General features: G+C 69.1%; 21 protein-coding genes and 4 tRNA genes. 12 read left to right on the top strand and 13 right to left on the bottom strand.

All coding sequences use genetic code 11. From position 1 onward, the window contains the following. The first annotated feature begins 15 nt into the window (after positions 1-15). Positions 16-903, top strand: a complete 888-nt coding sequence (locus IPM43_13850; protein ID QQS24471.1) for an ATP-binding cassette domain-containing protein — start codon at positions 16-18, stop codon at positions 901-903. Next, on the top strand, positions 900-2102 hold the full coding sequence (locus tag IPM43_13845) for an ABC transporter permease (protein ID QQS24470.1): 1203 nt from the start codon (positions 900-902) through the stop codon (positions 2100-2102). The genes IPM43_13850 and IPM43_13845 overlap by 4 nt, the downstream gene beginning before the upstream one ends. A 38-nt stretch (positions 2103-2140) precedes the next feature. On the opposite strand, the gene IPM43_13840 is transcribed toward IPM43_13845, so the two are convergent. The 3 genes from IPM43_13840 to IPM43_13830 are packed head-to-tail and all read right to left on the bottom strand — an operon-like array spanning position 2141 to position 4365. Then, positions 2141-3457, bottom strand: coding sequence for a hypothetical protein (locus tag IPM43_13840; GenBank protein ID QQS24469.1), 1317 nt, complete (start codon positions 3455-3457; stop codon positions 2141-2143). Then, positions 3454-3951 carry a sigma-70 family RNA polymerase sigma factor gene (locus tag IPM43_13835; protein QQS24468.1) on the bottom strand — a complete coding sequence of 166 codons (498 nt, stop codon included), beginning with the start codon at positions 3949-3951 and terminating at the stop codon, positions 3454-3456. Before IPM43_13835 ends, IPM43_13840 begins: the two co-directional genes overlap by 4 nt. Before the next feature lie 42 nt (positions 3952-3993). After that, a complete protein-coding gene (locus IPM43_13830) occupies positions 3994-4365 on the bottom strand; it encodes a type II toxin-antitoxin system VapC family toxin (protein QQS24467.1) in 372 nt (123 codons plus the stop codon). Positions 4366-4415: 50 nt separating this feature from the next. On the opposite strand from IPM43_13830, the gene IPM43_13825 reads away from it, so the two are divergent. Continuing rightward, positions 4416-5822 carry a DUF222 domain-containing protein gene (locus tag IPM43_13825; GenBank protein ID QQS24466.1) on the top strand — a complete coding sequence of 469 codons (1407 nt, stop codon included), beginning with the start codon at positions 4416-4418 and terminating at the stop codon, positions 5820-5822. 222 nt (positions 5823-6044) lie between these two features. Here the strand turns inward: IPM43_13825 and IPM43_13820 are convergent, their stop codons facing one another. The 7 genes from IPM43_13820 to IPM43_13790 all read right to left on the bottom strand — a co-directional run bounded on the left by IPM43_13820 (position 6045) and on the right by IPM43_13790 (position 10760). Beyond that, a complete protein-coding gene (locus IPM43_13820; protein QQS24465.1) occupies positions 6045-6683 on the bottom strand; it encodes a GNAT family N-acetyltransferase in 639 nt (212 codons plus the stop codon). Between the two features lie 83 nt (positions 6684-6766). Then, the gene (locus tag IPM43_13815; protein QQS24464.1) at positions 6767-7930 is read right to left on the bottom strand and encodes a hypothetical protein; all 1164 of its coding nucleotides are present in this window, start codon (positions 7928-7930) and stop codon (positions 6767-6769) included. After that, entirely contained in the window at positions 7927-8397 is a 471-nt protein-coding gene (locus IPM43_13810) for a sigma-70 family RNA polymerase sigma factor (GenBank protein ID QQS24463.1), read from the bottom strand. The genes IPM43_13815 and IPM43_13810 overlap by 4 nt, the downstream gene beginning before the upstream one ends. 109 nt (positions 8398-8506) lie before the next feature. Beyond that, positions 8507-8579: transfer RNA gene (locus tag IPM43_13805), tRNA-Ile, on the bottom strand. Between the two features lie 326 nt (positions 8580-8905). Next, positions 8906-8978 (bottom strand) — tRNA-Asn (locus IPM43_13800). A gap of 44 nt (positions 8979-9022) precedes the next feature. Further along, positions 9023-10111 carry a recombinase RecA gene (gene recA / locus IPM43_13795; GenBank protein QQS24462.1) on the bottom strand — a complete coding sequence of 363 codons (1089 nt, stop codon included), beginning with the start codon at positions 10109-10111 and terminating at the stop codon, positions 9023-9025. 172 nt (positions 10112-10283) lie between these two features. Continuing rightward, on the bottom strand, positions 10284-10760 hold the full coding sequence (locus IPM43_13790; GenBank protein ID QQS24461.1) for a DUF983 domain-containing protein: 477 nt from the start codon (positions 10758-10760) through the stop codon (positions 10284-10286). A 46-nt stretch (positions 10761-10806) separates the two neighbouring features. On the opposite strand from IPM43_13790, the gene IPM43_13785 reads away from it, so the two are divergent. Further along, on the top strand, positions 10807-11568 hold the full coding sequence (locus tag IPM43_13785) for a hypothetical protein (GenBank protein QQS24460.1): 762 nt from the start codon (positions 10807-10809) through the stop codon (positions 11566-11568). Here the strand turns inward: IPM43_13785 and IPM43_13780 are convergent. Further along, positions 11565-12938, bottom strand: coding sequence for an aspartate aminotransferase family protein (locus tag IPM43_13780; protein QQS24459.1), 1374 nt, complete (start codon positions 12936-12938; stop codon positions 11565-11567). The two genes, IPM43_13785 and IPM43_13780, sit on opposite strands and share 4 nt — an antisense overlap. A 187-nt stretch (positions 12939-13125) precedes the next feature. On the opposite strand from IPM43_13780, the gene IPM43_13775 reads away from it, so the two are divergent. From IPM43_13775 to cysC, 8 genes are all read left to right on the top strand, one after another. Continuing rightward, positions 13126-13476, top strand: a complete 351-nt coding sequence (locus IPM43_13775) for a CBS domain-containing protein (protein ID QQS26469.1) — start codon at positions 13126-13128, stop codon at positions 13474-13476. Between the two features lie 76 nt (positions 13477-13552). Then, positions 13553-13629: transfer RNA gene (locus IPM43_13770), tRNA-His, on the top strand. Between the two features lie 85 nt (positions 13630-13714). After that, positions 13715-13786 (top strand) — tRNA-Lys (locus IPM43_13765). A gap of 3 nt (positions 13787-13789) precedes the next feature. Continuing rightward, positions 13790-14398, top strand: a complete 609-nt coding sequence (locus IPM43_13760) for an NAD(P)H-dependent oxidoreductase (GenBank protein ID QQS24458.1) — start codon at positions 13790-13792, stop codon at positions 14396-14398. Then, the gene (locus IPM43_13755; protein ID QQS24457.1) at positions 14395-14982 is read left to right on the top strand and encodes an NAD(P)H-dependent oxidoreductase; all 588 of its coding nucleotides are present in this window, start codon (positions 14395-14397) and stop codon (positions 14980-14982) included. The genes IPM43_13760 and IPM43_13755 overlap by 4 nt, the downstream gene beginning before the upstream one ends. Before the next feature lie 68 nt (positions 14983-15050). Beyond that, positions 15051-15968, top strand: coding sequence for a sulfate adenylyltransferase subunit CysD (gene cysD, locus IPM43_13750; GenBank protein ID QQS24456.1), 918 nt, complete (start codon positions 15051-15053; stop codon positions 15966-15968). Continuing rightward, positions 15968-17221, top strand: a complete 1254-nt coding sequence (locus IPM43_13745; GenBank protein ID QQS24455.1) for a 50S ribosome-binding GTPase — start codon at positions 15968-15970, stop codon at positions 17219-17221. The genes cysD and IPM43_13745 overlap by 1 nt, the downstream gene beginning before the upstream one ends. Before the next feature lie 13 nt (positions 17222-17234). Beyond that, positions 17235-17831: an adenylyl-sulfate kinase gene (cysC, locus tag IPM43_13740; protein ID QQS24454.1), complete on the top strand. Its 597-nt coding sequence runs from the start codon at positions 17235-17237 to the stop codon at positions 17829-17831. 12 nt (positions 17832-17843) lie between these two features. Here cysC and IPM43_13735 read toward each other — a convergent pair whose 3' ends face one another. Together IPM43_13735 and IPM43_13730 are read right to left on the bottom strand one after the other, a co-directional pair. Further along, positions 17844-18746, bottom strand: coding sequence for a pseudouridine-5'-phosphate glycosidase (locus tag IPM43_13735; protein QQS24453.1), 903 nt, complete (start codon positions 18744-18746; stop codon positions 17844-17846). A 21-nt stretch (positions 18747-18767) separates the two neighbouring features. Beyond that, positions 18768-19964 (bottom strand): class I SAM-dependent RNA methyltransferase, encoded by a 1197-nt coding sequence (locus IPM43_13730; GenBank protein QQS24452.1) that lies wholly within the window; start codon positions 19962-19964, stop codon positions 18768-18770. Positions 19965-20021: the final 57 nt, after the last annotated feature.

Here is a 20021-nt window from a genome sequence, read left to right as displayed (position 1 = left end):
CCGGAGGAGCAGCCGATGCTGGAGTTCGACAACGCGAGTAAGCAGTTCGGACAGCTCGCCGCACTCGACGGGTGCAGCTTTACCGTCCTACCGGGGAGATTGACCGGCTTCCTCGGACCCAACGGTGCGGGCAAGACGACGGCGATGCGCGCCGTGTTCGGCCTGCTTCATCTCGATACGGGCGAGGTGCGCTGGCGAGGTGGCCCGATCGGTGCCGCAGAGCGCAAGACGTTCGGGTACATGCCCGAGGAGCGGGGCCTCTACCCCCGCATGCGGGTGCGTGAACAGCTCGTCTACTTCGGTGAGCTGTGCGGACGCTCGAGTGGAGAGGTCCGGCGCAGTGTCGACACCTGGCTCGAGCTCCTCGGCCTGGCAGACCGCCGCGATGCCCAAGTGGACGCGTTGTCGCACGGGAACCAGCAGCGCGTCCAGCTGATCGCCGCGCTCGTCAACCAGCCGGAGCTGCTCGTGCTCGACGAACCCTTCTCCGGGCTCGATCCGCTGGCGATGGCCACGATGGGCGATCTGCTCGCCGAGGTCGCCGCTGCGGGGGCGACGGTGCTGTTCTCGAGCCACCAGCTCGACCTGGTCGAGGATCTGTGCCAGGACGTCGTGGTCATCGACCACGGCCGGATCGTTCTGGCCGGGGAGCTCGACGAGATCCGCAGCGCGGTGCCGGAGCGGTTCGTCCACATCCGGTACCGCGGCGAGTCACCCGACTGGTCGATGTTGCACTCCGTCGAACTCGTCGAGGTCAAAGAGGGTGAGGTACTGCTCCGTGTAGCTGACGACGCCGACCTCACCGCGGTGGTCGCGATGGCCCGCCAAGCGCCGGAGGTCATCTCGTTCACCTATCAGCCGCCGACGCTGTCGGAGCTCTTCCACCGGGCCGTGGCCCCGTGAGCACCACATGGCAGGTCTGGTTGGTGGCCCGCCGAGAGCTTCGCGAGCGCATCCATTCGAAGGGGCTCTGGGCAGGCACGGCGCTGATGCTGCTCGTCGTCGTGGCGGCCATCGCCATACCGTCGCTGGCCGACAGCGGCCCGGTCACGATGGACGTCGGCTTCACAGGATCCACCCCCGACGACCTCTCGATGGTGGTCACCGAGATGGGCCGAGGTGTCGACGTGACGGTGCGTGTCCACGACTACGGCGATGTGGACGCCGGGATGGAGGCAGTCCGCGGCGAACACATCGACGCGCTCGTCGTCGACGCCTCGCGACTGATGTGGCTAGGGACGCCAAACGAACGCCTACGTGCGGTGCTGACAGGAGCGATTCAAGTGGTGGCAGTGCAAGAGCGTGCCGCCGCGGCAGGCATCAGCGCCGACCAGCTCGCCGAGTTGACCGCACCTGTCGAGGTCGACAACGTCGAGTTGGGCATCACCTCGGGGCGCAGCCCCGACGACGAGACGGCCGCCGCCATCATGTCCGTCCTGCTGATCGTGGCCATCGCGTCCTACGGGCAGCTGGTGCTCATCGGCGTCGCGCAGGAGAAGTCGAGCCGCGTCGTCGAGGTGCTGCTCGCCCGCATGCCGGCCCGCACCCTGCTCGCCGGCAAGGTGCTCGGCATCGGTCTGGTCGGGTTCGCCCAGTTCGTGCTGACCGCGCTGGTCGCGCTGGTCACCGCGCTCGTCGTCGACGCCGCCGACATCCCCGCGATCGGTGGCGACGTGCTGGCCTGGGTGGTGGTGTGGTTCGTGCTCGGCTACGCCTTCTATGCGATGGCGTACGGGGCGTTCGGCTCGCTCGCGTCGCGAACAGAAGACGCCTCCAGCATCGCCACCCCGGTGACGACACTGCTGATCGTCGCCTATTGGGCCGCATACGTCCCGGTTGCCGGCGATCCAGAAGGCGCCTGGGCCAAGCTCGTCTCGTACCTACCCCCAACCGCACCGTTCGCGATGCCGGCGCGCATCGCGTTAGGAACGGCGACCTGGTGGGAGCCGTTCCTGTCTGCGGGCATCGCCGTTGCCGCCATCGCCGCGCTGGTCGTGTTCGCCGGCCGGGTGTACACCGGCGCAATCCTCCGCACCGGCGCCACCGTCAAACTGCAGGACGTCTGGCGCTCGACCCCACCCAGTTCTCGGTCGGATTTGTGACGTATAGCGCGACTGGATCGACCGAGAACGCGAGAGGGTCACTCGGGCGGGGTCCAGGTGGCGCCTTCGGAGGGCTCCGGGTTGGTGGCGCTCGGGGTAGGTACGCCACCCCACACGACGAGCTGGTCTCCGGTCCACACGGCGTTCGGGCCGTTCAGGCCGGCGAGCGGACCGTCGTCGTGTCGCTTCCACTCCCCCGTAGGCACATGGACGGTGACCGGCGCGTCTTGATCAGAGAACAGCACCAACCACTCCCCGGCGGCAGCGAGGGTCAGGGTCTGGGGGGCAGCGATCGGGATCGCGCTGGTCCGCAGGCTCCACCCGTCCCCGACACGCACCACGACCGCGAGCTCAGACCCGCCGCCGCCCTCGGGTTCGACGATTGCGACAAGTCCGGCCTCGGTCATCACGATGCGGCTGTCGCTGAGCGGCGCCGCCGTCGGGAGCGGCGGGGCCGGAGGATCGATCGCCCGCCACTGCTCCGTCGCGGGATCGAAGGCGATCCCACCGCTGGTCCCGTTCCACGCGACGATCTCGCGTCCGGTCCACACGACATCTGTCTCTAGCCGGCTGAGGCCGGCGACGATCTCGGCTTTGGCGCCAGTGCCCTCGTACACCGGTCCGTAGACCCACGAGTCGTTCGCCGGGTCGTAGCGGGCGATCGCGAGATCGGGCTGTCCGATCGGGTTGGTGCCGGCAGGCCCTAGCCCCCATACGGCGTCGTCTGTGGCGACGGTCGCGGCCAGGTACATGTCTTCGACGTAAGGCAGGTCGACCCATTCCCCCGCGACCGGGTCGAAGCGGCCGCCGCCACCTTTGGCCAATGCATAGAGCTCGCCGTCGAAGAACGCGCTCGTCAGGCCCGGGTGGCCCCATCCGGGCCCATCCAGGTTCCGCCAGGAGTCGGTGCGGGGGTCGTAGGCGGCGCCGTCGGAGTAGGCGAAGCCGCGCGACAGGCTGGACCCCGCCCAGAACACGGCCTCGGTGCCGGTCCACGCCGACACCGCGTACGGGCGAGGGTCGATCGGAGCCTCCGCGACCGGGCTCCACGTGCCGAAGTCGCGCGGCATCTGCGGTAGTGGGGCTGCAGGATCTGCAGCGCCGCCGGGGCCGTCGCGGCGATCGAGCGTGACCAGCACGCCGACCAGAACCAGCACCGCTGCCGCGGCGACGCCCAGCGCGGCCAGCACCGCGGGCCGACGGCGCCGACCCGGCTGCCGAGGAGCCGTCGCAGTCACCGCATACGGGCCCGACGTCTCACCGGCGATCGGCGACGTCTGCGCCTCGGTCGCGCTCACGAGCGCTTCAGCGAGCTGCGGGAGCTGTTCGCGGAGTCTGTCTTCGACGACGCTCATGTGAGCTCCTTTCTTAGGGTCGACAGGGCTCGGCGGGCCAGCGAGCGAACGGTCGGCGGCCTCACCCCGAGAGCAGTTGCGATCTCGTCGTCGCCGACGTCGACGAAGTAGCGCAACACGACGACGATCCGCTGGCGATCAGTGAGCCGGTCCAAGGCATCGCGCAGCTCGATGAGCTGAGTCGGGAGCTCCACCACAGCTTCGTCGGTCAGCCGCACCGAGTGGCGGTGCTCGATCGAGCGCCGCCGCAGCACGGCTGCACAGCCGCGCACGACCGTGGTGCGCAGGTAGGCACCGGGGCGTTCGATCGACGACCAGCGGTTGCCGACCGAGATGAACGCGTCCTGCACGACCTCTTCGGCCACCGCGTGTGAGCCCACGAGCAACGTCGCCATCTTCACCATGCCGGCGCGTTCGACGGCGAACAAGCCCTCGAGCTCCGCCCGGGGCATCCCCGAGCCCGTTCCGGGCTCCGGTGTCGATAGCGCAGCCATTCACCCCCAACGATGCACCATCGCGGCCCGATGTTGCACCGGTCATGTCAAGTGAGCAGCTCGATCTCGCATTTCAGGCCCGACGCTCCGGCCAGTCGTGCGTCTGCGGTGAGAAGACGCGCCCATCTGGCCAGCGAGGCGTGTCGTAGAGGTGAGGTTGTCGCCAGCTCCCGCCCCGGTGGAGCCGTGGGGACGCTGGATGCGGAGTGCACGAAGGTCGTCGAGTGCGAACTGCGCCCGCCGAGGATCGAGATCGCCCGACGCCGCCAGGCGGCGCCACGCAGAGGTCACCTCGAGGTCGATGAGGTGTGGCGCGGCAAGCCGTTCACCCTCCAGCCGACTGCGCGCCCGGTCGCCGTCGCTGCCGTCGTCGCCGAGAGCCGTCACCAGAATGCTGGCATCGACGACGATCACCGGGAGGCACGATCGGAGCGAACGATCTTGGCCGCAGTTCTGAGCGGTGCGTGTCCACCGGCCCGGCCGCCCGCCCTGGCCAGCACTTCGTCGAGCGTCAGTGTGCGGGCTTCGTCGACGAGCAGCGGCTCCTGCAAGGACATCCCCCGCACGTCCCCGGTCACCCTCCTCACTGCGCCACCCCGCCACTGTCACACCCCCGAGCGCATTCCCCCGCCGGCCTCGGGTCGGAGTTCGAGGGGCTCACCGCTGCGATCGATGCCATGCGCCGGGTGGACGCCGACGGTCTGAGTGACGCCGAGTTGCACGCGTCGGTGGTCGCCCTTCAGCAGACCGAGGCCTGCCTGCGCGTGGTGAAGGCAGGCTTGCTGCGGCGCTGGGACGCACGCGGGGTGTGGACCGACGACGGTTCACGCAGCGCCGCTCACCGCCTCGCGCGCGAAACAAACACCTCAGTGCGCTCCGCGAAGGTCGAAGTCGCCCGGGCCCGTGATCTGGCCGTGATGTCCCACACCGCGGCGGCGATCACCGCCGGGCGGCTGTCGCTCGACCACGTCCACCTGTTCTCCAAGGCACGCAAGGAGCCCTGCGAGGCGGCGTTCGCCGAAAGCGAGGAGTGGCTGGTCGATCAATGCGCCAGGCTGCGGTACGCGCAGGCCCACAAGCTGATCGACTACTGGCGCCAACGCGCCGACGCCGCCGCTGCAGAAGAACAAGCCGAACGGCAGCACTTGGCGAACTCGCTGTACGCCTCGACGACCATCAACGGCACTGTGGTGATCAACGGCCAGCTCGACGCCGTCTCGGGCGCGGTGTTCGCCGCCGAACTCCAACGGCTCGAACGCCAACTGCTGCTCGCGGACAAGGCATCGCTGACCGTGCGCACCCCCACGCAGCGCCGCGCCGCGGCACTGGTCGAGATGGCGAAACGCTCAGCCGCGTCCACAGGCGGCCGGCAGCGGCCGCTCGTCACCGTGCTCGTCGGCGAAGACACGCTGCGCAACATGTGCGAGCTGTCCAACGGCACCGTCATCACCCCCGGCCAAGCTGGCGCACTGCTCGACGACGCAATGTGGGAGTCGGTGCTGTTCGACGGACCGTCCACCGTCATCTCGATCAGCAACAAGCGCCGCTTCACCGCCACGCTGCGACGCGCGATCGAGGTCCGCGACCGCCACTGCCAACACCTCTCCGGCTGCGACGTGACCATCGAACGCTGCGACGTCGACCACATCGTCCCCCACCGCGACGGCGGCCCGACCAGCCAGTTCAACGGACGGCTGCTCTGCCCCTTCCACAACCGCCACCGCGACGTCAGCGACCACAACTTGGTGCAACCACAACCTGAAGTCCCACTCGACGAGCGTGACCGCATCCGCGCCCGACTTCGCTGGCGCCTCCAACACCAAGCCACCGACGGCGACGGCGACGGCGACGAGGACGACAGCGACAGGTAGCTGTGTCCTACGGCGTCCACACCCACATCTCGCCGACGAGTCGTCCCTCACCGGAGGTCCAGTCCTGTCCGCCGAACACGACGAGGCGGCGCCCGCTGTTGGTGATCGCTTCTCCCTCGTGCACGCGTGACACCGTCGAGGAAGTTCTCGTGGCCGAGCTAGTGCCGCGTCAGCCAACGTTGGCCGCGTTCCGGTCGACACAGAGCCGGCGGTATGTGGCAGTCAGCGATTGCCTCCCAACGGCCACTCGTGGGGAAGCACAGCGTAAACGTCCACATCCTTGCGCTGCCCGTTCCACACGCCGTGGGCGCGAAGCGTCCCCTCACAGGTGAACCCGGCGCGGAGCGCGACCGCGGCCGAAGCCGCGTTCTCGGACTCGATCGTGAGGAAGACGCGAGCAGCTCCGAGCTCGAACAACCAACCCGTCATCAGTGTTGCGGCGCAAGTCGCAAGCCCTCTTCCTCTCGCACCTGGCGCCAGCCAGTAGCCGAACTGAGCTACGTGTGTGCTCGACCATTGGTCGACGCCACACATGCCGACCGGCTGCCCCAAGTCCGCATCAACGATCGCGAAGGCGGCGCCCGTCGGATCACCCTCCACCTCGAATGTACGCCAGCTCTGCTCAATGCGTTCGATGACTGTGATCGCGTCAAGGAGCGAGGCGGGCGCTGGGCCGTTGTAGCGCTCGATTGCCGGGTCCCTCCACGCTTCGGCCATGAAGACTGCGTCGGAGGAGCTCCAGTGTCTTAGCACGACCGCATCGTCGGACAAGCTGACCGGCGATCTCGCACCGCCGGGCTCCGGCTCGCCAGCTCGTCCGTCGAAGACGACCGCAGAATCCGGATTCTCCGACACGCCCATTCGGCTGACGCTACGACCTCCAGCCAGTAGAACCGTCCCCGAGGTGCCGGCAGGCGGCAGGGCAAACGTTGACTGACAGAGCACTAGCAGAACAGGCTTTGGCACCCGTCGTCGTCGGGGTCGGGGGGTTCGCTGGCGTCGAGCCAGACGGCTTCGTCGACGGGTGCGATGCTGCGGGCAATCCGTTCGGCAGCATCGCGATCGCCGACGTAGCCGAACAACACCTCGGCGCCTTCGGTCGTCCAGGCGACCGTCACTCGGATTCCGTCGACGGCGATCACGACAGGTGTGCCGTCGAGGTCGATGGTGTCGACCTCTGCTGTCTCGCTCCAGCCGGTGATGACCGCCTCGGCATTCTCTGCCTGGATGCGAAGCTCCGCGATCGGGGTCCCCTCGGCGTCAAACCAGACCAGCGCTCGCTGTGGTCCCGACTCGCTCTCCGCGAACTGGCGTAGTCCAGCCGGCAGCTCGAGGTCCCATCCGGGTTGCGTCGAGGGGCGCCTCTGCATGGTGCGGGCGAGGTCGATCACCGCACTCTCTTCGAGGTTGAACGCTCTGATCTTGACCAGACCGCCGGGCGCCGCGAGCTCGACGAAGACCACGTTCCCCGGGCTTTGCACCAGGTACGCGTCGGTCCACGGGTTGACCCAAGCACTCGTGTCGATCTGTTCGGTGCGGAACTCCTCGGGTGTCGCCGGTGCCGGTTCGGCAACGGTTCGCACGAGCAACCAAGCGTTGTCGTCAGTGTCGACGTAGGTCTGGACGTACTCGGCGAACGCGAACCCGCTCTCGACCGACTCGCTGCGCACGATTCGTTCTTGGTTCGGCACCGGTTCCGACGGAAGGAGCAACGGCAGATCCTCGACGGAGCCGGGCGAGTCCCCACCCCATGGCCAATCCTCGAGGAGGATCGGAACGTCGGGTTGCGACGGCGGAGAGGTCTCCGGCAGCGTCGTGTCCGGTGCCGACGTTGCCTCCGGAGGGTCGGTCACCTCGCCAGGGTCGGTGGTGGGCGCGACCGCATCGTCACCTCGGTTGAAGGCCAATACCCCCGTTACGAGGACGACGATGGCAGCGGCCACAGCGCCGAGCATCCACCTGCGCCGGCGGTGCGGCACGGTCGGTGTCACTTCGATGAGGCCATCCCACTCGGCGTCGAGCAGGCCACGGAGCTCGTCCCGGAAGCCAGGCCGCGGCTCGGTGTCGACCATGCCCGCACGCAGTTGGTCGATCCAAGGATCGTTCATGAGATCCTCCTCGATGCTCGTGCTTTTCGCTTGGCCCGCTGCAGCAGCGACTCGGTGGCCCGTACCGACGAGCCCATCAAGTCGGCGACCTCGCCTACGGGAAGATCCTCGACGTAGCGCAACACCAGCGCAGCCCGCTCGCGATCGCTCAGGCCGTCGAGCACACTCGCTGCGCTTTCCTTCGCCGGCTGTTCGTCGGCCGAGGCTGCCACCAGCCGCAAGCGGCGCTGCTCGCGATCGGCGGAGCGGAGCCGGTCGATATGCAGCCGCCGCACCGTCGTGATCAACCAGCCCACACCCACGGTGCTCACCTGACCTGCTCGCGCGGAGCGTGTCAGTCGTACGAAGGCGTCTTGCACGAGGTCCTCGGCTGCCTGGCGATCACCGTTCGTCAGCCGCGCCGCACTTCGATACACGTCGGCGAACGCGACGTCGTAGAACGCCATCAACCCCTCACGGGTCGTCACGTCATGCTGTTCTGCTCGGTCAGCCACGAACCCGTTCACCTGCCTTCACCCGTATGACGTCACCGAGCCGTCCGTTTCCGTCGCGCGATTTCTCAGCAGGTCCTGCTAGTGGGGCGGGTGGGGATCGAACCCACGACCCAGGGATTATGAGTCCCCTGCTCTGACCACTGAGCTACCGCCCCGTGCTGCCCCGGCCGCCTCGGGCGGGCCAGACCCGAGCCGACGGTACCCCCTCCCCAAGATTCTCGGTCGGATCTGTGACACATAGCGCGACGGATCCGACCGAGAATGGGAGGGCGTGATGAGCCTGCGGGGGCACAGCGCTGGCGGGGCTGGCGGGGCACGGCGCCGCGGGGCTGGCGGGGCACGGCGCCGCGGGGCTGGCGGGGCACGGCGCCGCGGGGCTGGCGGGGCTGGCGGGGCTGGCGGGGCTGGACGCGGGACCGGGGTCGCTGCCGGATGGCAAGCGACCCCGGTTGCGTGCGTGTCTGCCCCGCTAGGGGCCGGGCTCCGGGAGCAGGGCTCGAACCTGCGACCCGCTGATTAACAGTCAGCTGCTCTGCCAACTGAGCTATCCCGGAAGGCGAGGGATGAGGATAGCAGCGGCCCCCCGCCTCCGAGGCTCTCAGTCGAGCTCGATCGGGGCTTCGTCGGCAGTGGAAAAGCCAGCTGCATCGACCTTCTCGGCAACGGCGACCTCTTCGGGCTGGTCGTCGTCGCCGATCCCGGCTTGGCGGCGCACCCGCTCGGAGATCTCGACCATGATCTCGGGGTTCTGGGTGAGGAAGGTCTTCGCGTTCTCCCTGCCCTGACCGAGCTGCTCGCCCTCGTAGGTGAACCAGGCACCGGACTTCTTCACGATCCCGAGGTCGACGCCCATGTCGAGCAACGTGCCCTCACGGCTGATGCCCTTGCCGTACATGATGTCGAACTCGGCCTGGCGGAACGGCGGGGCAACCTTGTTCTTGACAACCTTCACTCTGGTGCGTGAGCCGACCACCTCGGCGCCGTCTTTCAGCGACTCGATGCGACGGATGTCGAGGCGCACCGACGAGTAGAACTTCAGCGCCCGACCACCAGGGGTGGTCTCCGGGGAACCGAACATCACGCCGATCTTTTCGCGCAGCTGGTTGATGAAGACGGCGATGGTCTTGGTCTTGTTGAGGTTCGCGGTGAGCTTGCGCAGCGCCTGGCTCATCAGCCGCGCCTGTAGGCCAACGTGGGTGTCGCCCATCTCGCCTTCGATCTCGGCCCGTGGGGTGAGCGCGGCGACGGAGTCGATGACGACCACGTCGAGCGCACCGGAGCGCACCAGCATGTCGGCGATCTCGAGCGCCTGCTCGCCAGTATCGGGCTGGGAGATGAGCAGCTGGTCGATGTCGACGCCGATCGCGCGGGCGTAGATGGGATCCATCGCGTGCTCGGCGTCGATGTACGCGCAGATCCCGCCGTTGCGCTGGGCCTCGGCGACGACGTGCATCGCGAGGGTGGACTTGCCCGAGGACTCGGGGCCGAAGATCTCGACGACGCGACCCCTCGGCAGGCCGCCGACGCCGAGCGCGAGATCGAGCGAAAGCGCGCCGGTCGACACGGTCTCGATGTGCATGCTGCTCTTTTCGCCCATCCGCATGATCGATCCCTTGCCGAACTGCTTGTCGATCTGGGAGAGCGCCATGTCCAGTGCCTTCTCGCGGTCGGTGCTCATCTGGTTCATCTGCCTTCCCCCGCATGGAGCGGGCCGGTGGTGGTGTGAGGGCCGGATCGCACGGCCCCGATTCGTATGTGCGGACCATACGGTGGGGGTGTTACACCGAAGGCTGGACCGAACGACAGGAGCGTAACTTCGAACAGGCGTTCGTTCAAGCACCTTTCGCAAAGATCCGCGATCAAGCGCCGTCCAGGTCGCGAGCCGCGAGCCACAGGTGGGCGTCGGCCAGCTCGTCGGCCAGCGGCGGGCGAGCGCTCAGGTCGATCGCCATCCAGATCGTCTGGCTCAACGGGTAGGCGACGACGGGAGCCACCAGCCCGACGATGCCGAGCACGACGAGCAGGCCGACGACGGGCACCTCCGGCACCGTCGCCACGATCGCCACCGTCATCGCGATCAGGATCATCGCCAGGTTCAGCACCAGGTTCACGGTCAGCGACCCGAGCTCTTGGCCCTCCGCGCGCGTGCGTCGCAGGCCGCAGTTCTGGCACCGCTCGCGGTTGCCCATCCACCCCCGGAACCACGCCCGGGGGTCCGAGCACCACGGGCAACGGCGCCGCGCCGCCCTGCCGAGCCGGGCCGCGAGGCCGGCGTCGGCACGGGCCATGTCCTCGTCGAGCGGTGAGACACCGTCATCACCCCCTCGATCCGGCATCTCGCCATGCTACGGACCGAGCGCTTCGGGCCGCGAGACTGCCGCCGTGCGGCGCTCCGTCTCTACCCTCTTGCTCTGGCTCGCCTCGTTGCTGTTCGGCGCGGCGATGACGGGATGGTGGATGCAGCAGACCGTGTTCGACCCGTCCAACACCGAGTCCGTCACCGACGCGGTGTTGGACCACGAGTCGGTGCGCACCGAGCTGACCCGGCGGATCACCGAAGCGACGGCCGAGCAGCTCGGCGTCGACCGTGACGAGGTCGCGTTCGCCGTCGACCGGGCGGCGCAGACCCCGGCCGGTGCCGAACTGCTCGCTCAGCTCGTCGTCGACAGCCACGCCCGGCTGATCGGCGAGCGCGACGCCCCGGTGCAGATCACACCCGCCCAGCTCGTCGTCGTGCTCGGCGACGACCGCGCGGCCCTGCTGCCGGCGATCTTGCTCCCCGTGCCGCGGGTGTCGTCGCTCGCGTGGTTCAACAGCACGCTCGACGACCTGGTGCTCGCCACGTTCCTCGGCGCACTCGGGTGCGCGCTCTTGGCCCTCGTGGTGCACCCGGACAAGGCGCGGATGCTGAAGATCCTCGGACTCGGACTTGTCGGTGTGGCGGTGTTGGTCGGGATCATCGGCTGGGTGCTGCCGACGTTCGTGCTGCCGGTGCTCACCGACAGCCCGTGGGCGAAGGCGATCCCGGAGATCGCGCACAGTGCGCTGTCGCTGCTCGTCGGGCTGTCGCTCGTCAGCGCCGGCCTCGGCATGGCGGCGATCATCGCCGGCGTCGCCTGGGGCCGTTCCGAACGCGCCTTCTAGGTGCAGAGCTCGGCGGCGAACTCGCGGAACACGTCGGCGTAGCGAGTGGAGTCGTGCTCGTCGTGCATCACCGAGATCAGCCACTGCTCGTCGAGTCCCGGCGGCAGCAGGATGCCGCGGTTGATGCCGTGGATCCACTGCGCGAACGCGAGGTCGAAGTCGGTCGCCTTGTAGTCGCGGTAGTTGCGGATCGGCTCGTGCGCCCAGGTGACGCAGCCCTTGGCGCCGAACTGCACGGTGTGCGCGGGCAGGTCGTGGTCGCGGATGACCGCGTCGCATCCCTCGACCAGTCGCTTGTTGCGCGCGATCGCCGCGTCGACGTTCTCGCGCGTGCACGCCTCGCTGAGGGTCGCCTTGGCCGCGGCCATCACCAGCGGGTTGCCGTTGTAGGTGCCGAGGTGCAGCACGCGACCTTGCGTGATCAGGTCCATGTACTCCTGTCTGCCGCCGAACGCACCTAGGGGCAGCCCGCCGCCGATCGACTTGGCGAGGGTGACGAGGTCGGGCGTGACGTCGAAGTACTTGGTCGCCCCTCCGTAGCCGGCGGTGATCCCGGTCTTCACCTCGTCGAAGATGAGCAATGTGCCGTGGCGCTCGGTGATCTCGCGCACCGCGGCGAGGTAGCCGGGCTGGGGCATGCAGATGCCGATGTTCTGCATGACTGGCTCGACGATGAAGCACGCCACGTCGCCACCCGCGAGGGCACGCTCCAGCGCGGCGGGGTCGTTGTACGGGATGACGATCGTGTCGGCGAGCACCGCTTGCGTGATGCCCTCGGTGCTCGGCACCGGGATCGGCGCGTCTGCCGGGCCGGCGAGGTGCAGCGGCGGCTTCATCGAGATCATCACCTCGTCGTGGTGGCCGTGGTAGCCACCCTCGACCTTGACGAGCTTCTCCCGCCCGGTCGCCCCGCGGGCGACGCGGATGGCGTCGTTCGTGGCCTCCGTGCCCGAGTTCGTGAACCGCCACATCGGCAGTCCGTAGCGCTCGCCGAGCAGCTCGGCCACCTCGGCGTTCAGCTCGCACGGGGTGACGTACAAGGTGCCGTGGTCGAGCTGCTCACGCACCGCACGCTCGACGGCGGGATGCATGTGACCGGCGAACAGCGCGCCGAAGCCCATGTCGTAGTCGACGTACTCGTTGCCATCGACGTCGACCATGCGTGATCCGGCAGCGTGACGCACGACGATCGGGTGCGGGTCGTAGGCCTGGAAGCTCGACGGCACGCCGAGCGGCAACACCTTGCGTGCCCGATCGGTGGCCCGCTGGGAGCCGACCGTGCGCTGCGCGTAGACCTCGAGCTCTCGGCTGGTGATCTCCTTAGCGCGCTCGACGAGGTCGGCATGCGTAATGGAATTCGTCGTCTTCATCGTTCCCCTCGGCTGAAGTCGTTGCAGAGACGCTACCACGCCACGTATCACGCACGATGGGGAGGTCCAGGGTTTGGGGAATCGGCCCGGCTCGGCCACACTTTTCGTCATGCCCGATGCGAACGACGAGAACGTCGAGTCCTCACCCCCGCCCTACAGCGGCCCAGGCGCGCCGGTGAGCGCCTTCATGGGGAGCGAGGTCGTCTGCATCGCCGCCTCGGCGACGGTCCGCGAGGCCGCCCGCCTGCTGGCCGACGCCAGCGTCGGATGCATCGTCGTCGGCTCGCCGGCACAGGTGGAAGCGGTGATCTCCGAGCGTGACATCGTGCGCGCCGTCGCGAGCGGAGTCGACATCGACGCCGTCACGGCGAACGAGCTCGGCAGCCACCAGCTCGTCTGGGTGTCGGCCGACGACACGGTGGGCGACGTCGCGGAGGAGATGATGGAGGACTACATCCGCCACGTGCTGGTGCGCGACGACACCGGGCTGGTCGGGGTCATCTCGATGCGCGATGTGATCTCCGCCTACACGTTCTGAGTCGGGCACGTTCGGAGTCGGGCACGTTCTGAGTTGGGGTCGCGCAGGCCCTGTGGCACACTGTGCACCCCTCATGGTGGGCGTAGCTCAGTTGGTTAGAGCGTCAGATTGTGGCTCTGAAGGCCGGGGGTTCGATTCCCCTCGCTCACCCCAAGCAGCCCGGACCGCTTCGTCGAGCGGTCCAACGAACGCAGTTGGGGCCCATCGCGGCCATGCCTAGACTGCCCTTTCGGCTTATCCGCCTCTAGCTCAACGGCAGAGCAGTGGACTCTTAATCCATTGGTTCTGGGTTCGAATCCCAGGGGGCGGACTGTTGTCGGCAGCATCCCTGCGCGCACTCGTCGTCTGCGCCAACCCCAACGCGCAGAGCTTCAGCCACGCCCTTGCCGCCGCGGCGCGCGAGGGACTCGAACGCGGCGGCCACGACGTGACGACGATCGACCTGTACGCCGATGGCTACCGGGGCGCGATGTCGGCCGACGAACGGGCCGCGTACCACGGCGAGCGGCCCGTGCTCGACGAAGCGGTGGCCCGGCACATCGAGCTGGTGCAGCAGTCGCAGATCCTGGTCTTCGTCTACCCGACGTGGTGGAGCGGCATGCCGGCGATCCTGAAGGGCTGGTTGGAACGCACGATGGTGCCCGGCGTCGGGTTCGTGTTCCACCCCCGCACGCACCGCGTGAAGCCCGGGCTGACCCACGTGCGCCACATCGTCGGGATCAGCACCTACGGCTCCTCCCGGGCCTACGTGGCCACGATCAACGACAACGGCCGGCGAGCCCTGTCGAGGGCGCTACGCATGTCCACCGGGTGGCGCACCCGCTGCCACTGGCTCGGCCTCTACGGGATCGACACCAGCACCGCCGACGAGCGCGCCGCGTTCGTCGAGCGCGTCAAAGAGCGCACGGGTCGTCTGACGTGAGGGTGCTCGTCGTCTACTGCCACCCGGATCCGGGTTCGTTCACGGCGGCGGTGCGTGACCGGGTGCTCTGCGGTCTCGCCGCCGGCGGCCACGAGGTGCGCCTCACCGACCTGTACGCCGACGGCTTCGAGCCGGCGATGACGGCCGCCGAGCGCGCCGCGCACCGCGACCCTCCCGAGGCGAAGTCCGCCGTAGCCGCGTATGCCGCCGACCTGCAGTGGTGCGAGGCGCTCGTGCTCGTCTACCCCACCTGGTGGTCCGGCCAGCCGGCGATGCTGAAGGGCTGGATCGACAGGGTGTGGGTGAGCGGCGTCGCCTGGCACTTACCGCCGGGCAGCTCGCGCATCCGCCCTCTGCTGCGCAACATCGACCGCATCGTGGCGGTCACCACGCACGGATCACCGAAGCGGATCAACGCGCTCGAGGGCGAGGGCGGCAAGCGCGTCGTCACCCGCGCCTTGCGCGTGCTCTGCCATCCACTTACACGCACCAGGTGGATCGCGCTCTACGGCCTCGACACCGCGTCGTTCGAACGGCGCACTGCTTTCCTCGACCGCGTGGAGCGCCGCCTCAGGCGACCGTGATCTCCGCCGATCCACATGGTAGAATCCCGACTAGTTTTGTCAACAATGCTACCTACCTCCCCGGAGCCATGACCTCGCCTTCCGCCATCGCCCGCAGCCACCTCGACCAGCTCGAGGACGAGAGCATCTTCATCTTCCGCGAGGTCGCCGCCGAGTTCGAGCGGCCGGTGCTGCTGTTCAGCGGCGGCAAGGACTCCGCGGTGATGCTCCACCTCGCCCGCAAGGCGTTCCTGCCCGCCCGCATCCCGTTCCCCGTCATGCACGTGGATACCGGGCACAACTTCGCCGAGGTGTACGAGTACCGCGACGAGATGGTGGAGCAGTACGGCGTGCGCCTCGTCGTCGCTTCGGTGCAGGACTCGATCGATCGGGGCAGGGTCACCGAGGAGTCGGGCCCGCGGGCCAGCCGCAACAGGCTCCAGTCGGTGACGCTGCTCGACGCGATCAACGACAACCAGTTCGACGCCGTGTTCGGCGGTGGCCGGCGCGACGAGGAGAAGGCACGGGCGAAAGAGCGCGTGTACAGCTTCCGCGACGAGTTCGGCCAGTGGGACCCGAAGAACCAGCGGCCCGAGCTGTGGAGCCTGTACAACGGCCGCCACCGCAAGGGCGAGCACATCCGCGTCTTCCCGATCAGCAACTGGACCGAGCTCGACGTGTGGCAGTACATCCAGCGGGAGCCGGTTCCGTTGCCGTCCATCTACTACGCCCACCGCCGCCCGGTGTTCCGCCGTGACGGCCTGCTGTACGCGCACACCGAGTTCATCCAGCTCATCCCGGGCGAGGAACTGGAAGACCGCGTGGTGCGGTTCCGCACGGTCGGCGACGCCACCTGCACCGCCGCGGTCGAGTCGATGGCGGCGACGGTGGAAGAAGTGATCGCCGAGGTCGCGGCGGCCCGCATCACCGAACGCGGCGCCACTCGCGCCGACGACCGGATCAGCGAAGCAGGCATGGAGGACCGCAAGCGGGAGGGCTACTTCTGATGACCGAGCTGTTGCGATTCGCCACGGCAGGAAGCGTCGACGACGGCAAGTCCACCCTGATCGGACGCCTCTTGCTCGACGCGAAGCAGATCTTCGAGGACCAGCTCGAGCAGGTGGAGCATGCCTCGCAGAGCCGCGGCCTCGACTACGTGAACCTCGCGCTGCTCACCGACGGCCTACGCGCCGAGCGCGAGCAGGGGATCACCATCGACGTCGCGTACCGGTACTTCGCTACGCCCCACCGCAAGTTCATCATCGCCGACACCCCCGGCCACGTGCAGTACACGCGCAACATGGTCACCGGCGCGTCGACGGCCAACTGCGCGCTGGTGCTCGTCGATGCCCGCAAGGGGATGACCGAGCAGTCCCGGCGGCACGCGGTCATCGCCTCGCTGCTGCGGGTGCCCCACCTGGTGGTGTGTGTGAACAAGATGGACCTCGTCGACTTCGAAGAGGGCGTGTTCGACGAGATCCGCTCGATGTTCGGGGACTTCGCGCGGAAGCTGACGTTCACCGACGTCACGTTCATCCCCGTGAGCGCGCTGCACGGCGACAACGTCATCTCGCACTCACCCGCGATGCCGTGGTACCACGGCCCGACGCTGCTGTGGCACCTCGAGAACCTGTACGTCGGCAGCGACGCCAACCTGATCGACCCGCGCTTTCCCGTGCAGTACGTGATCCGCCCGTTCGACGACGACCACCACGACTACCGCGGCTACGCGGGCACCGTCGCCGGTGGGTCGTTCGGCGTCGGCGACGAGGTGATGGCACTGCCGAGCGGACTGACCGCGTCCGTCGTCGGGATCGACACCGCCGACGGCCCCGTCGCCACCGCCGTCGAGGGCATGGCCGTCACCTTGCGCCTCTCGGCCGAGATCGACATCTCCCGCGGTGACCTGCTCTGCCGGCCGAACAACCACCCGGAGATGAGCCAGGACCTCGACGCGATGGTGTGCTGGTTCTCCACCAAGCCGCTGCAACCCGGCGGCATGTACGCGCTGAAGCACACCACGCGCTCGGCCCGGTGCAGGGTCGGCGAGCTCCTCTACCGGCTCGACGTCAACACCTTGCACCGCGAAGAGTCCGACACCCTCGCGATGAACGACATCGGTCGCATCCGCTTCCGCTCGACCACTCCCCTCACGTTCGACGCGTATCAGCGCAATCGCACGACGGGCAGCTTCATCCTCGTCGACGAGGCCACGAACGAGACCGTCGCCGGCGGAATGCTCATCGGCGCGGCACCGTGACCCGTCTGCGCCGATGACCTCCGATCGGTCCCCCGACGTCACCTGGCACGCGAGCGCGCTCGCTCCCGAGGTGCGGGCCGGCGCGACCGGTGGGCCTGGAGCAACCGTGTGGCTGACCGGGCTGTCGGGGTCGGGCAAGTCGACGCTCGCCTTCGCGGTGGAAGACGCCCTCGTGCGCTCCGGGCGCGCCGCGTACGTGCTCGACGGCGACAACCTGCGCCACGGCTTGAACGGCGACCTCGGCTTCTCCGATGAGGACCGTGACGAGAACGTGCGGCGCGTAGGCGAGGTGGCGCGGCTGATGGCCGACGCGGGGCTGGTCGTGCTCGTGCCCGTGATCAGCCCGTTCCGGGCCGGACGCGCGCGGGCCCGCCGAATCCACGAGCTGGCCGGACATCGCTTCGTCGAGGTGTTCGTCGACACCCCGCTCGCCGAATGCGAGCGACGCGACCCGAAGGGGCTCTACGCGCGGGCCCGGCGCGGCGAGTTGGAGGGCATGACCGGGATCGATTCCCCGTACGAGCCCCCGCAGCGGCCCGAGCTGCATCTCACCCCCGTGACACCGTTCGACCAACAGGTCGAGCAGCTGATCGCCGCGCTCGCCCGCTGAGCGTTTCGACCTTCAGCGGGCGCACAACGCGACGGCCACGTCGGCCGCCACGCGAGCGTTGTTCTCCGCCAGCGCGAGGTTGGCCGGCACGCTGCGCCCCGCGGTCGCCGCGGCGATGCGACCGAGCACGTACGGCGTCACCGCGGCGCCGGTGATCGCCTCCCTCGCGCAGGCGGCGAGGGCGTCGGCGAGCACCGCCTCCAGCTCGGCGGCGTCCAGCTCGTCGCCATCGGGGATCGGCACGGTCAGCAGCACCCCCGTGCGCGGTCGGGCGCGGGCGGCCAGCACCGCGGCGACCTCGGTGGCGGTCTCCACCCGGTGGGGTACCGCCAGCCCGGACGAACGCGTGTAGAAGGCCGGGAACCAGTCGTGGCGCCAGCCGAGCACCGGCACCCCCGCGGTCTCCAGGTACTCGAGGGTGCGCGGCAGGTCCAAGAAAGCCTTGGCTCCGGCGCACACCGTCACCACGGGATGGTTGGCCAGCGCGTCGAGGTCAGCCGAGATGTCACCGGTCACCTCGGCCTCGCGGTGCACACCGCCGATCCCGCCGGTGGCGAACACCGACACCCCTGCGGCCGCGGCGAGAGCGACGGAGGCCGAAACGGTGGTCGCGCCGAGATCCCACCGCTGGGCCACGGCCACGGCCAGGTCACGTTCGGCCGCCTTGCGGGCGGGGCCGAGGATCCGCGCCTCCTCGCCGGGCTCCAACCCGACGCGCGCCACGCCGTCGACCACGGCCGTCACCGCCGGGACGGCGCCACCGGCGCGGATCGCGCCTTGGCAGCGGTCGAGCGCCGCGGCGTTGTGCGGGCTGGGCAGGCCGAGGTGCGAGAAGATCGTCGATTCCAGCGCGACCACGGGTCGTCGATCGGCGAGCGCTACGGCCACCTCGGTCGAGACGACGGGCTGCAACATCGCGCCAGCATCGCAGATGGCTCAGCCGGTGCCCACACGCTCGAAGCGGGTGACCACCTCGACGTGCGTCGTGTTCGGGAACGTGTCGATCACCTCGGCGCCGGCGAGGCGGTAGCCGTGCTCGCGCAACAGCCCGGCGTCGCGGGCGAGCGACACCGGGTCGCAGGAGACGAGCACGAGCAGTGGGGTGCCGGTGGCCGCCAGGCGTTGCGCGGCCTGCCGGCCGAGCCCGGCGCGGGCTGGATCGGCGATCACGAGCGCGGCCGGACACGGCTGCCACGACTCGACCTGGCGATTCACCACCTCGGCCCGGTGGCCTGCCAGGTTGACGGCCGCGTCCGCGCACGCTGGGGCAGCGGACTCGACCACGACCACCGGCCGGTCCGCGGGGACCACGGTCGCGGCGAACAGCCCGACGCCGCCGTACGCGTCCACGACGGCGCCCGCCGGCCAGTCCCTGGCGGGGCCCGCGCTTCGGCGCACGGCGTCGACGATCGCCTCGGCCGCCTCTCGTGACGGCTGGAAAAAGGCGCCGTTGCCGACACGCAGCCTCCGTCCGCCGACCACTTCGTGGACATGACCCCGCCGACCGGTCTGCACGTCGTCGGGCAGCGATGCGGGGCGCGCCAGCTGCGCGGGCGTCCACCAGGCGGCGCGCTCGGCGGTGGCCGCGCCCACGCGGAGCACGATCTCCTCCCCATCCGGAAGACGCAAACGACCGAGCAGCTCGGAAAGCAGCGGGTGGGCGACCAGGCAGTCCGTGACCGCCACGACGTCGTGGCGCCGCGCGGCGCGGAACCCCACCCGGCCCTCAGCGTCGACCGCGAGACGAACCGTCGTGCGGTAGCGCTCGTCGGGGAGCGCCGGGGCGACGGTCACGGCAGGATCGGCGATGCGGCCGGTGCGCTCCAGCGCTTCGACGACGATCTGTCGCTTCAACTCGCGCTGGGCGTCGACCTCGACGTGTTGCCAGCCACAACCGCCGCAGCCGCGCTCGACCGCCGGGCAGGGCGGAGTGCGTCGCGCAGCAGTTGGCTCGATCACCTCGACCGTGCGGGCAAAGGCCACGTCACGGCGCTCGCGGTCGATCTCGGCCACGACCAGCTCACCGGGTAGCGCCCCGGTGACGAGCACCACCCGCCCGGTGTCCTCGCGCCCGAGCCCGTCTCCGCCGGCGACCACCTTGTCGACCCGGAGGGTGATCCTGCGCCGGTCCACAGCAGGCAAGGCTAAGGCGCTCCCGGGTCGCGGCCCTTCCCGGGTCCTGCAGCTAGG

This window comes from Actinomycetota bacterium, from assembly GCA_016700055.1.
GTDB lineage: Bacteria > Actinomycetota > Acidimicrobiia > Acidimicrobiales > Ilumatobacteraceae > Kalu-18.
Note: the sequence above shows the minus strand (reverse complement) of the source record. Positions and strands in the feature narration are given on the sequence as shown.